This window comes from Polaromonas sp. P1_A2 (assembly GCF_056406895.1).
On record NZ_JBFTZI010000005.1, the window covers coordinates 367,913 to 380,120 of the forward strand.

A 12,208-nucleotide genomic window follows, 5' to 3' on the forward strand; every position below is an offset into this window, starting at 1 on the left:
GCTATTCTGACATGCTCCTGCGCGGCGGCCGGGAAGCGGCCCGAAAGTGCCCGGGCCGCGCTAGAGGACGAGACCTAAGCCTGCAACTGCCGCGCCAGCAGCACCGCCACGTGGATGGCCTCGCGCTGCGCCCCGTCCTTGATCTGGTGGCGGCAGCTGGTGCCGTCGGCCACCACGATGGCATCGGGCTGCTTGCGCACCGCCGGCAACAGGCTCAGCTCGGCCATCTGCATCGATACCTCATAGTGGCCGGCCTCGTAGCCGAAGCTGCCGGCCATGCCGCAGCAGCTGGACTCGATCAGTTCGGGCTGCGCGCCCGGGATCAGCCTCAGCACGTCCAGGATGGGGCTGACCGCGCCAAAGGCTTTCTGGTGGCAATGGCCGTGCAACAGAATGGGCTGGTCCGCGGGCTTGAGCCGGCCCTTGAGCGTCTCGAGCAAGCCGTCCGCCGCCTCGCGCGCCAGGAATTCTTCCAGCAGCAGCGCATGGCGGCTGATGGTTTGCGCCGCCTCGCCCAGGCCCATCACCAGCATCTCGTCGCGCAGCGTCAGCAGGCAGGAGGGCTCCAGGCCGACGATGGCGATGCCGCGTTCGGCAAAGGGCAGCAGGGCGCCCACCACCTCGCGCGCCTTGGCCTTGGCCTTGTCGACCATGCCGCCGGCCAGGTAGGTCCGGCCGCAGCACAGGCTTTTGCCGTCGGCCGTGGTTTTGGCCGCCACATGCACCGTGTAGCCGGCCGCCTGCAGCACCGTGAGCGCGGCCAGCGCGTTTTCCGATTCGAAATAGCCGTTGAAGGTGTCCACGAACAGCACCACGGGCCTGGCGGCGGCCAGCACCTCTTCGCGGCTCGCGGTGTGGAGACGGCCCTGCGGCGCTGCGCCGGCTTCAGCCTGTGCGCCCAGCCGCTTCCAGAAGGTGTTGCTGTGCCACTGCGGCAGCGTGCGGCGCGCCGACAGGCCCAGCAGCTTTTCACTCCAGCCCGCCAGGCCCGGCACCTTGTCGCGCAGGTTGAGCAGCGGCGCAAAGCGGCTGGCCCAGTGCGCGTAATCGGGCAGGTGGGCGACCAGCCGGTCTTTCAGCGTATAGCCGTGTTTGGCCTTGTAGTGGTGCAAAAACTCCACCTTCATCTTGGCCATGTCCACGCCCGTGGGGCAATCGCGCTTGCAGCCCTTGCAGCCCACGCACAAGTCCATGGCCTCCTGCACGGCCTCGCTCGTAAAGGCATCTTCTGCTTTTAAACCGTCCAGCTGGCCCGACAGTGCCAGGCGCAAGGTGTTGGCGCGCCCGCGTGTCAAATGTTTTTCGTCGCGTGTCGCGCGGTAGCTGGGGCACATGGTGCCGGCATCAAACTTTCTGCAGTGGCCGTTGTTGTTGCACATCTCCACGGCCTTGGCAAAACCCTGGGCCGGGTCGCCGCCCGTGCCCGGCTCGCTGGTCTGCTCGGTCACCGGGTCGTTCTGCACGTTCCAGGCGCTCCAGTCCAGCGCAGTCTTGATCGGTATCACCTTGTAGCTGGGCGGAAAGCGCATCAGCCGCGTGTCGTCCATCTTGGGCGGGTTGATGATGCGGTTCGGGCTCAGCAGGTTCAGCGGGTCCAGGTAATTCTTAATTTGCGCAAAAGCCTCGTTGATCTTGGGGCCGAACTGCCACTCAATCCACTCGCCGCGGCACAGGCCGTCGCCGTGCTCGCCGCTGTAGGCGCCCTTGTAGTGGCGTACCAGGGCAGAGGCCTCCTCGGCGATCGCGCGCATCTTGGCGCCGCCCTCGCGCCGCATGTCCAGGATGGGCCGTACATGCAGCGTGCCGACAGAGGCGTGGGCATACCAGGTGCCCTTGCTGCCGTACTTGCGGAACACCTGCGTCAGCGCATCGGTGTACTCGGCCAGGTGCACCAGCGGCACGGCGCAGTCCTCGATAAAGCTGACCGGCTTGCCGTCGCCCTTGAGGCTCATCATGATGTTCAGGCCGGCCTTGCGCACTTCCCAGAGGTTTTTCTGCGGCGCGTCGTCCATCATCTCGACGACCGAGCCGGGCAGGCCCAGGTCGCCCATGAGCTCGACCAGCTGGTGCATCTTGGGCGCCAGCTCGGCCTTGGAATTACCCGAGAACTCCACCAGCAAAATCGCGTCGGGCTGGCCGATGAGCGCGGTGCGCACCGTGGGTGCGAAGGCCGGGTTTTGCAACGACAGCTCGATCATGGTGCGGTCCACCAGCTCGACCGCGCTCAGCGTGCCATCGCCGCCCAGCTTCACGATGTGCTGGGCCGTGTCCATGGCCTTGTAGAAGGTCGGGAAGTTCACCACGCCCAGCACCTTGGTGCGCGGCAGTTCGGCCAGGCGCAGCGTGAGCGATTTTGTCAGTGCCAGCGTGCCTTCGCTGCCCACCAGCAGGTGGGCCAGGTTGACCGAGCCGTCCTGGGTGTAGGGCTTCTCGTTCTGGTTGTTGAAGATGTCCAGGTTGTAGCCGGCCACGCGGCGCAGCACCTTGGGCCAGTGGGCCTCAAGCTCAGGCCGCAGCTGGTCCGACAGTGCTTTCACATAGTCGCCTAACTCGCGCGCGGCGCCGCTTGCCGTGTCGTAGCGCCCCAGCTCCAGCAGGCTGCCGTCGGAGCGCCAGGCGCTGGCGCCCAGCACGTTGTGCACCATGTTGCCGTAGGCAATGCTGCGGCTGCCGCAGGAGTTGTTGCCGGCCATGCCGCCCAGCGTGGCCTGCGCGCTGGTGGACACATCCACCGGGTACCAGAGGCCGTGCTGCTTGAGCGATGCATTCAGGTGGTCCAGCACGATGCCCGGCTGGACTTCGGCCGTGCGCTCGCCCGGGTTCACATCCAGGATGTTGCGCAGGTGCTTGGCATGGTCTATCACCAGGCCCGCGCCCACCGTCTGCCCGCACTGGCTGGTGCCGCCGCCGCGCGGGACGATGGGCACCTGCAGGTCGCGGCAGATGTCCAGCGCGGTTTTGACGTCGGCATCGGTGCGCGGCACAAACACGCCCACGGGCGTGACCTGGTAGATGGACGCATCGGTGGCATAGCGCCCGCGGTCCGCCGGCGAGAACAGCACCTCGCCCTGGGTTTCGGCGGCCAGGCGCGCGGCCAGCCGGCCGGCAACTTCGTTGCTGACGCGGGCCACGTCGTCATAGGCCTGGGCCGTGGCCTCGCGGCTGATCTTGAGGGGGAGGGGAGCGTTCATCGCGGCTTTTCGCCTTTGGGTGGGGGACTGTTAGGGAGGAGACGGGCCGGGCTCAGGCCTTGGCGCCGCTCTTGCTGTGCGTGGCGTTGATGGCGCGCAGCTGCTGCACCACCACATCGCGCTTGCTGGTCAGGTGGCGCAGCAATACGTTGCGCATGGCCGCGCCGTCGCGCGCTTGCAGGGCTTCGATCATCAGTTCGTGTTCCTTCACGGCCGCTTTCCATTTCTCCTCGTCCTGGTTGGAGCGAAAGCGTAGCGCCTGCAGCCGCGCATTGACCTGCGCATAGGTGCTGGCCAGCACCGGGTTCTTGGCCGCCGCGTTGATGGCGCTGTGGATGGCGGCATTGAGCCGGTAGTAATTGGGCAGGTCGCGGCGCGTGTAGGCGGCCAGCATCTCGAAATGCATGGCCTTGATTTCCGCCAGCTCAGCCTCGGTGATGCGTTCGGCGGCCAGTTCGCCCGACTGCGCTTCCAGTCCGGCCATCACCTCGAAGGTGTTGAGCACGTCGGTTTCGGTCAGTTCCACCGCGATCGCGCCGCGGTTCGGCAGCAGCTCCACCAGGCCCTCGGCGGCCAGCATCTTGATGGCTTCGCGCAGCGGCGTGCGCGAGACGTTGAGCACCTCGCTGAGTTCGCGCTCATTGAGCTTGGCGCCGGGCTGGATGCGGTTTTCCACCAGCATCTGGCGCAGTCGGTGCGCCACCTGTTCATGCAGGGCGGCGCGCGGGATGGGGATGATTTCAGCAGCCATGGACAAATTTTGTATGCAAAATTTACCCCTGTCAAATCGATGTTTAGTCCTTTGATGACTTGACAAATGAATTTTGTATGCAAAAAATAGGGACTTACTTCAGGAGCAGACCGCCATGTTGACGCTTGACTTTCATCCCACGGGACGTCATTTTTTGCAGATTCCCGGCCCTTCGCCGGTGCCGGACCGCATCCTGCGGGCCATGAGCCTGCCCACCATAGACCACCGGGGCCCCGAATTCGCGGCGCTGGGCCTGAAGGTCCTGGCCGACATCCGCAAGATCTTCCAGACCAAACAACCCGTCATCATCTACCCGGCCTCCGGCACCGGCGCCTGGGAAGCGGCGCTCTCCAACACCCTGAACCCCGGCGACCACGTGCTGATGTATGAAACCGGCCATTTCGCCGCGCTGTGGCAAAAACTCGCCGCGCGCCTGGGCCTGAAGACCGAAGTCATTTCTTACCCGGGCGCCGATATCTGGCGCCACGGCGTGCAGGCCGCCCTGATTGAAGAGCGCCTCAAAGCCGACACCCAGCACAGCATCAAGGCCGTCTGCGTGGTGCACAACGAAACCTCCACCGGCGTCACCAGCAACATCGCGGCCGTGCGCAAGGCCATGGACGCGGCCAAACACCCGGCGCTGCTGCTGGTCGACACCATCTCGGGCCTGGCCTCGGCCGACTACCGCCACGACGAGTGGGGCGTGGACGTCAGCATCAGCGGCTCGCAAAAAGGCCTGATGCTGCCGCCCGGCATCAGCTTCAACGCCGTTTCCGCCAAGGCCCTCGAAGCCAGCAAAAAGGCTACGCTGCCCAAGGCCTTCTGGGCCTGGGACGAAATCATCGAGATGAACAAGACCGGCTACTGGCCGTCCACCCCCAACACCAACCTGCTGTACGCGCTCAGCGAAGCCTGCGACATGCTGCTCGAGCACGGCCTGGAAGCCGTGTTCGCGCGCCACCAGCGCTGGGCCGTCGGCGTGCGCGCGGCGGTCAAGGCCTGGGGCCTGCAGATCCAGTGCGCCGACCCGGCCGTGTATTCGCCGGTGCTGACCGGTGTGATGACGCCTGAAGGCGTGGATGCCGATGCGGTGCGCAAAATCATTTATGAGCGCTTCGACTGCTCGCTGGGCACCGGCCTGGGCAAGGTCAAGGGCCGCATGTTCCGCATAGGCCACCTGGGCGACTGCAACGACCTCACGCTGATGGCGGCCTTGTCGGGTTGTGAGATGGGCTTGAAACTTGCTGGTGTCAAGCTCGCGGGTTCGGGCGTGCAGGCCGCCATGGACCACTTCTCCAGCCATGCGGCCGTGGTGCCGCAGCGCAAGGCGGCCTGAGAGCCGTCACCGCCATCCGCCTTCAAACTGTCACTTCGCTTCGTTCTACTACTGAATCAGAGGGAAACCATGCAACGCAGAACTTTTATCAGCGCGACGGCGGCCACGGCCGCCCTGGTGGCGTCGCCCATGCTCAAGGCGCAGACCTTGCCGTCCGGCCCGGTGCGCATCATCGTGGGCTTTCCGCCCGGCGGCGGCACCGATGCACTGGCGCGCGTGGTCGGGCAAAAGCTCTCCACCATGTGGAACACCTCGGTGGTGATTGAAAACAAGGGCGGCGCCGCGGGCGTTATCGCGGCCGACTATGTGGCCAAACAGCCGGGCGACGGCAACACCCTGCTCATGGCCCACATCAACAGCCACGCGCTGGCGCCGGCGCTGGGTCTCAAGCTCGGCTACAACCCCGAGCGCGACTACGTGCCCATCAGCATGGTCGGCGTCACGCCCAATATGCTGATCTGCAACGCCGACCAGCCCGCCAAGACCGTCAAGGACCTGGTCGCGCTGTGCAAGGCCAAGCCGGGCCAGATCAGCTTCGCCTCGGCCGGCGGCGGTTCGGCCCAGCATTTCGCGCTGGAGATGTTCAAGCTGCAGGCGAAGATTTTCGCGCTGCACATTCCCTACCGCGGCTCCGGCCCGGCCCTGGTCGACCTGATAGGCGGGCAGGTCAACTACTGCTTCGAGACCATGACCTCGGCCACGCCGCATGTCAAAAGCGGCAAGGCCATCGCGCTGGCGCAGACGCGGCTCAAGCGCGCCAAGGGCCATCCCAATGTGCCCACCATGGCCGAGTCCGGCTTTCCCGGTTTCGAGGCCACCGTGTGGTACGGCCTCATGGGCCCGTCCAAAATGCCGCACGCCATGGTCCAGCGCATGAATGAGGACGTCAACAAGGTGCTGGCCATGCCTGACGTGCAGGAAAAGATGGACCAGTACGGCGCCGAGGACGGCGGCGGCAGCATCGAGAAGTTCGCCACCTTTATCAAGGCCGAGCAGAAAAAATGGGCGCAGGTGGCCGAGCAAGCCAAGGTTAAGGTTGACGCCTGATACTGGACGCCTGGGTAGAAACCGGCCCCCGGGCCGGTTTTTTTATTAACAACAAACAAGTTTTTTATCAGCAGAGGCTAGGGATCGTTTCATGACAGTTGTGAATTTTTCAAGGGCCGGCCGTGTGCTGGCCGGTTTTTTTCTGTGCGCCGCCAGCGTGGGCGCTTCGGCCGACATCATCCTGGGCCATTCGGGCGACCTTTCGGGCACCAGCGCGGCGCTCACCACCGACTATGTGCGCGGCATGAATGCCTACTTTGACGACATCAACAAAAAGGGCGGCATACGCGGCGAGAAGGTCAAGCTCGTGAGCCTGGACGACGGCTTCAACCCCGACAAGACCGCCGAGAACACCAAGGCGCTGATCGAGCAGAACGCCGTGGCCCTGGTGGGTTTTCGCGGCACGGCCAATATGCTCAAGATCGTGCCCATCGTGCAGGGCGCGGGCATCGCCCAGATCGGCAACACCAGCGGCGCCAAGTCGCTGCGCGACCCCTATGTGCCCAATGTGTTCCATGTGCGCGCCAGCACCACCGACGAGATCGAGGCGGCCGTCAACCACGCCTGGACCATAGGCATCAACAAGATCGCCGTCGCCTACCAGGACGACGCCTTCGGCAAGGAAGGCCTGGACGCGCTCATTGCCGCCATGCAAAAGCGCGGCGCGGCGCCTGCCGCCGTGGCCCCGGTGCCGCGCGGCACGGTGGACGTGGCCAAGGCGGTGGACGTGATCGCCGCCGCCCAGCCGCAGGCCGTGATGCTGATCGCCCAGGCCAAGCCCAATGCCGCCTTCATCAGGGCCTACAAGGCCAAGGGCGTGAGCGCGCAGTTCATGGTGCTCAGCGTTTCCTCGGGCCTGCACGCCGAGCTGAAAGAGCCGGCCGCCGGCACCATCGTCTCGCAGGTCGTGCCTTATCCCTTTACCGAACTCGGCAATGCCGTCGTGAAGGAATACCAGACCGTGATCCTGGGAACCGCCGACAAGAAGTTCAGCTACAACAGCATGGAAGGTTTCCTCAACGCCAAGCTGGTGGTGCGCGCACTGCAGAAAACCCCGGCGCCCATCACGCGCGCCAAGCTCATCAGCACGCTGGAGACCTTCACCAATGAAGACCTGGGCGGCTTCGCGCTGACCTACAGCAAGCAGAGCAACCTGGGCTCGCGTTTCGTCAACCTGACCATGATTCGGGCAGACGGAACCTTCGCGCGTTAAAGACTTACGCCGCCGGCGGCGGCGTCTTCGGTTCGAAGTCGCACCAGGGCGCCACCGCGCATTGCCAGCACAGCGGCTTGCGTGCCAGGCACACATAGCGCCCGTGCAGGATCAGCCAGTGGTGCGCGTCCACCAGGTAATCGGCGGGCACGCGCTTGAGCAAATTCATTTCGACTTCCAGCGGGTTCTTGCCGGGTGCCAGGCCGGTACGGTTGCTCACGCGGAAGATATGCGTGTCCACCGCCATCACCGCCTCGCCGAAGGCCGAGTTCAGCACCACATTGGCCGTCTTGCGGCCCACGCCGGGCAGGGCTTCCAGCGCCTCGCGCGTGCGCGGCACCTCGCCGCCGTGCTGCTTCACCAGAATCTCGCAGGTCGCCAGCAGGTTTTTGGCCTTGGTGCGGTACAGGCCTATGGTGCGTATATAGGACTCCAGGCCCTCCAGCCCTAAATCGAGGATGGCCTGCGGTGTGTTGGCCACCGGGTAGAGCTTGCGCGTGGCCTTGTTCACGCTGACATCGGTCGCCTGCGCGCTCAGCAGCACGGCGGCCAGCAGCTCGAACACGCTGGTGTATTCGAGCTCGGTCACCGGCATGGGGTTGGCGGCCTTGAGCGTGGCGAAGAAAGGGGCGATGGCTTCTTTTTTCATGCCCCGCAGTGTATCGGGGTGTCCCGACTGCTGCTGTTCAGGCCACCATGCGCGGCACGTCCCACACCGAGCTGGGCGGCTCGCCGGCGCGCTGGAGCTGCTGCTGCACGGCCTGCCAGATCGCATTGCAATCGTCCGGCCTGGCCATGCTGGCCGCGACATAGGCCAGGTGGGCTTCAGCGGCCATGGCCTGCATGCGCTGGTGTGTCTCGGCATTGGGCGCCACGCCCAGCAGGGCCGGCGTGGCCGGCAGGTTTTCGCAGGCGGCCATCATGCGGCCCATCAGCGCATCGTCGAATTTGGGCGCGCCGGAAAACAGCATCACAAAATACGGCCAGTCGGGCAGGAAGGCACGGCGCAGGCCGTGGGTCAGGCCGTTGCGCGCCACGGCGATCATGCGGCACGGATGGCCGCCTTCCATGAACTCCACATATTCGCTGCTGCCGTCCATGTCCTGCTCGCCCGCGAAGCGCCGTTTGGCCACCGTCCCGCCGGTGCGTTGCGCCAGCCAGCCGACCATGGCGAAGGCCTCGTTGCCGCCGGCCGCGCAGATGCCGACACGGTGGAAGGCCTCGGGGTCGGCCAGGCCCTGGGCCTGCGGCAGCTGCATGGGCGCCGAGAGGCGCCGCAGCACGGAGGAGGGCGCGTACTGCACGCCTTTTTCGAACTGCTCGCGCAGCGCCATCACGCGGCGGCCGAACTGCACGGCCGACTCGCTGGCCTGCGACATCACCATGGACCAGGGCGTGGGCAAAATGCGCCGGCCCCGGCTGCTGTGCAGGGTATGCAGCGAGTGGTGGCGCGGGTCGCCGGCCAGTCGCAGCAGCAGGGCGCGCAGCTCGGGCGACGGGCCCTCGGCCCAGTGGACGAACCAGCCGCTCTGGTAGTGCAGGATGGCGCGTATGCCGTCCGCGGCGTTGTTGGGCAGGGAGTGCGCGCGTATGTCCTCCATCTGCGCATAGATGCCTTCCTTGATGTGGCAGATGCTGGCCGTCACCACACGCTCGACTTCCGGATGTCCTGGGGGCGCGGCATAGGGCGCGATGCTGTTCACCATGGGGCCATCCTGCCCGATAAGCAAAAACCCCGTCAATGCCTGCCCCCAAACGCTGCGGGTGAATAGTGGCAAAAATGCCTCGTGAAAAGGATAGCAACATTTTCTTGCAACTCGGCGTTGGGGATGTGGGGGCATGATGCGCGCCGCCGTGGTGGCGCGCCGGGCCAATGGCGGCTCGCGCGGCACGGGTCATTACGGGGGCGGTGCCGGCCCGAACTGCTTTAGCATCGCAGCCATGAAAGCTCACACTCTTTTACGACTGCTGGCGGCCTCTTTGGCCGCCGCATTGCTTGCCAGCTGCACCGCCGCACCCGGCACGGTGGCCGATGCCGCGCCGCGCCCCAAGCTGGTGGTCTTCCTGGTCGTCGACGGCCTGCCGCAACGCCAGGTGCTGGACTACCGCGACCAGCTCGCGCCCGACGGCTTCGCGCGCTTCCTGGAGCGCGGCGCCTGGTTCGCCAACGCGCACTACGGCCATGCCTTCACCGTCACGGCGGCCGGCCACGCCACCATGCTGACCGGCGCTTATCCGCAGCGCACCGGCATCATAGGCAACGACTGGCGCGACCCCGTCACCGCCGAACCCGTCTACTGCACCGGCGATACCTCAGCCACCTACATCGGCCACCCAACCAATGCCCTCGACGGCACCAGCCCGAAAAACCTCAAGGCCGAAACCGTCGGCGACGTGCTGCGGCGCGTCGACAGCCGCTCCAAGGTCATAGGCATCTCGGGCAAGGACCGCGGCGCCATCCTGCCGGCCGGCAAGACCGGCATCGCCTATATGTATATGGGCGCCACCGGGCAGTTCGCCTCCAGCACCCATTACATGGCCGCGCACCCGGCCTGGGTGGACCGCTACAACGCCGGCAAGCCGGCCGACCGCTACTTCAAGGCCGAGTGGAAGGCCTTGCTGCCCGAGGCCGCGTACGCACGTTCGCTGCCCGACCAGCAGCCCTGGTACGGCCCCGCGGGCGGCGGCCTGCCGGCGATGTTCGGGGCGAAGGACGACAGCGCGCCCGGCCCGCGCTTTTACGGCTCGCTGCTGCGCGGCCCCTTTGTCGATGCGATGTCGCTGGACTTCGCGCGCGCCGCCATCGCCGGCGAGCAACTGGGCCAGGACGACATTCCCGACATCCTGTCGGTCAGCCTTTCGGGCCACGACTATGTGAACCATGCCTTCAGCGCCGAGTCGCGCCTCTCGCACGACCACCTGCTGCAGCTGGATCGTTTGCTGCAGGCCTTCTTCCAGGACCTGGACGCGCGCATCGGCAAGGACAACTACATCGCCGTGCTCACCGCCGACCACGGCTTCATGCCCGCGCCCGAATACAACGCCAGCCAGGGCCGCGAGTCCGGCCGCGTCAACAGCAGCCAGGTGCTGGGCCGCGTCAACGCCGGGCTCGAAAAACGTTTCGGCCCCGGTAAATGGGCCGCGGGTTTTTCAGGCTCCAGCGTGCTGCTCGACAAACAGCTGATCGCGCAAAAGCAGGCCAGCGCCGACGCCCTGGCCGAGGAAACCCGCGCGCTCCTGATGGCCGAGCCCGGTTTTGTCGCGGCCTACACGCGGCGTGAGCTGCAAAGCGGCAGCCGCGCCGGCGCGCCGTTCTTTGAGCAGATCCGTAAATCCTGGCATGCCGAGGTTTCGGGCGACGTGCAGTACTCGCTCAAGCCCGGCTGGATGTTCGGCAACACGGTCGCCACGCACGGCTCGCCCCACCCGTATGACACGCAGGTGCCCATCCTGATGTACGGCCCGGCCTGGGTCAAAGCCGGCCGCATCGATGCGCGGGTGGAAGTCGTGGACATTGCGCCCACGCTGTCGCGTGTGCTGCGCATCGCGCCGCCTTCGTCGGCCGAAGGCAAGCTCTTGCCCTTGCCGGGGTTGTAGAAAGAAGAAGCAGGAGAAGAAGGGCGCTCAGCCGCTCTTTTTTGCGCCGCGCCTGCGCGCCGGCGCCATGCCGTCGCCCGATTCGCGCACGGCGGCGATCAGCTGCGCGGTGAAGTCCAGCACCAGCGGCGCCAGCGTCTGCCCCTCCAGCGACAGCACCTGCAGCACGCGCTGGCGCAGTTCCGGCTCGGTAAAAGGCACGGCCACCAGCTGGCCCTGGCGTATCAGGTGCGCGGCCGTCAGGTAGCCCGACAGCATGATGTCGTCGCCGCGCGTGCTGGGCAGCAGCGCCGACGAAAAATTGCTGACCACCGAGGCCTGGTACTGCAGGCCCTGGATGCTGGCCACCATGTCAAAGAGCTGGCGTCCCGTCATGCCCTTGGCGCTGATGCCCAGTGGGTACTTCACGACATCCGCCACCGTCACCGCGCGGGCCCGCGCCAGCGGGTGCGTGGGAAGCATCAGCGCATACATGGGCGCGGTGGCCGCATGCCGCACCGTCATGCCTTTTTCCGGCGCCATGGTGTACTTGAGTGCCACGTCGGTTTCGCCCTGCAGCAGCAGGCGGCTGACGCTTTCGGGTGAGCCCACGCTGAGCTCGATCAGCGCTTCCGGGCGGCTGCGCCTGAAGCCCGTCATCACCTCCGGCATGAAACCCGTGGCGAAACCCTCGGTGCAGGCCACGCGCACGCGGCGCGCGCTGTAGCCGGCCAGGCCGCGCACCTGCTCCATCACGCGTTCGGCGTCGTCGCTGCCCGCGCGCGCATAGGCCATCAGGCGTTCGCCCGCGTCCGTGGGCACCATGCCGCGCGCCCTGCGCTCGAACAGCGCGCAGCCCAGCTGGTCTTCCAGCTTGCCGACCTGGCGGCTCACTGCCGAGGCCGCCACGTGCAACTGCGCCGCGGCCTGGCTGACCGAGCCGGTGCGCGCCACTTCAAGGAAGTAGCGGATCTGCGTGCTGAAAAAATTGGTTTTCATGCGAAGGCGGGTGGGAGTGGCGGGGCGCTCGAAAGGATGTTTTGCCAAAAAGGCAAAGCCCTATTGCGATATCTCTCATTGTAGTAAAGGCTGAT

Annotated in this window: 9 protein-coding genes; 4 read left to right on the forward strand and 5 right to left on the reverse strand. The window is 66.0% G+C overall.

Annotated features, from left to right (window positions below; genetic code table 11):
- Nucleotides 1-74: 74 nt before the first annotated feature.
- The gene (locus tag AC1D09_RS20345) at nt 75-3,191 is read right to left on the reverse strand and encodes an FAD-binding and (Fe-S)-binding domain-containing protein (protein WP_477701201.1); all 3,117 of its coding nucleotides are present in this window, start codon (nt 3,189-3,191) and stop codon (nt 75-77) included.
- A gap of 52 nt (nt 3,192-3,243) precedes the next feature.
- Nucleotides 3,244-3,942: a GntR family transcriptional regulator gene (locus tag AC1D09_RS20350; RefSeq protein ID WP_477662003.1), complete on the reverse strand. Its 699-nt coding sequence runs from the start codon at nt 3,940-3,942 to the stop codon at nt 3,244-3,246.
- 115 nt (nt 3,943-4,057) lie between these two features.
- On the opposite strand from AC1D09_RS20350, the gene AC1D09_RS20355 reads away from it, so the two are divergent.
- The 3 genes from AC1D09_RS20355 (at nt 4,058) to AC1D09_RS20365 (ending at nt 7,538) form a co-directional block, all read left to right on the forward strand.
- Nucleotides 4,058-5,278: a pyridoxal-phosphate-dependent aminotransferase family protein gene (locus AC1D09_RS20355; RefSeq protein WP_477662004.1), complete on the forward strand. Its 1,221-nt coding sequence runs from the start codon at nt 4,058-4,060 to the stop codon at nt 5,276-5,278.
- 69 nt (nt 5,279-5,347) lie between these two features.
- Nucleotides 5,348-6,325, forward strand: coding sequence for a Bug family tripartite tricarboxylate transporter substrate binding protein (locus AC1D09_RS20360; RefSeq protein ID WP_477662005.1), 978 nt, complete (start codon nt 5,348-5,350; stop codon nt 6,323-6,325).
- 91 nt (nt 6,326-6,416) lie between these two features.
- Entirely contained in the window at nt 6,417-7,538 is a 1,122-nt protein-coding gene (locus AC1D09_RS20365; RefSeq protein WP_477662006.1) for an ABC transporter substrate-binding protein, read from the forward strand.
- Nucleotides 7,539-7,542: 4 nt separating this feature from the next.
- On the opposite strand, the gene nth is transcribed toward AC1D09_RS20365, so the two are convergent.
- Both nth and AC1D09_RS20375 read right to left on the reverse strand, forming a co-directional pair.
- Nucleotides 7,543-8,187 (reverse strand): endonuclease III, encoded by a 645-nt coding sequence (gene nth, locus AC1D09_RS20370; RefSeq protein WP_477662007.1) that lies wholly within the window; start codon nt 8,185-8,187, stop codon nt 7,543-7,545.
- A gap of 37 nt (nt 8,188-8,224) precedes the next feature.
- Nucleotides 8,225-9,244, reverse strand: coding sequence for a BLUF domain-containing protein (locus tag AC1D09_RS20375; protein WP_477662008.1), 1,020 nt, complete (start codon nt 9,242-9,244; stop codon nt 8,225-8,227).
- Nucleotides 9,245-9,479: 235 nt separating this feature from the next.
- On the opposite strand from AC1D09_RS20375, the gene AC1D09_RS20380 reads away from it, so the two are divergent.
- A complete protein-coding gene (locus AC1D09_RS20380) occupies nt 9,480-11,135 on the forward strand; it encodes an alkaline phosphatase family protein (protein ID WP_477662009.1) in 1,656 nt (551 codons plus the stop codon).
- Nucleotides 11,136-11,162: 27 nt separating this feature from the next.
- Here the strand turns inward: AC1D09_RS20380 and AC1D09_RS20385 are convergent, their stop codons facing one another.
- A complete protein-coding gene (locus AC1D09_RS20385) occupies nt 11,163-12,113 on the reverse strand; it encodes a LysR family transcriptional regulator (protein WP_477662010.1) in 951 nt (316 codons plus the stop codon).
- Nucleotides 12,114-12,208: the final 95 nt, after the last annotated feature.

Bases quoted from the DNA above. Each gene is read 5' to 3' on its own strand.
- AC1D09_RS20345 (WP_477701201.1), bottom strand. From the start codon at position 3,191: ATGAACGCTCCCCTCCCCCTCAAGATCAGCCGCGAGGCCACGGCCCAG.
- AC1D09_RS20365 (WP_477662006.1), top strand. From the start codon at position 6,417: ATGACAGTTGTGAATTTTTCAAGGGCCGGCCGTGTGCTGGCCGGTTTT.
- AC1D09_RS20350 (WP_477662003.1), bottom strand. From the start codon at position 3,942: ATGGCTGCTGAAATCATCCCCATCCCGCGCGCCGCCCTGCATGAACAG.
- AC1D09_RS20355 (WP_477662004.1), top strand. From the start codon at position 4,058: ATGTTGACGCTTGACTTTCATCCCACGGGACGTCATTTTTTGCAGATT.
- AC1D09_RS20360 (WP_477662005.1), top strand. From the start codon at position 5,348: ATGCAACGCAGAACTTTTATCAGCGCGACGGCGGCCACGGCCGCCCTG.
- AC1D09_RS20375 (WP_477662008.1), bottom strand. From the start codon at position 9,244: ATGGTGAACAGCATCGCGCCCTATGCCGCGCCCCCAGGACATCCGGAA.
- AC1D09_RS20385 (WP_477662010.1), bottom strand. From the start codon at position 12,113: ATGAAAACCAATTTTTTCAGCACGCAGATCCGCTACTTCCTTGAAGTG.
- AC1D09_RS20380 (WP_477662009.1), top strand. From the start codon at position 9,480: ATGAAAGCTCACACTCTTTTACGACTGCTGGCGGCCTCTTTGGCCGCC.
- nth (WP_477662007.1), bottom strand. From the start codon at position 8,187: ATGAAAAAAGAAGCCATCGCCCCTTTCTTCGCCACGCTCAAGGCCGCC.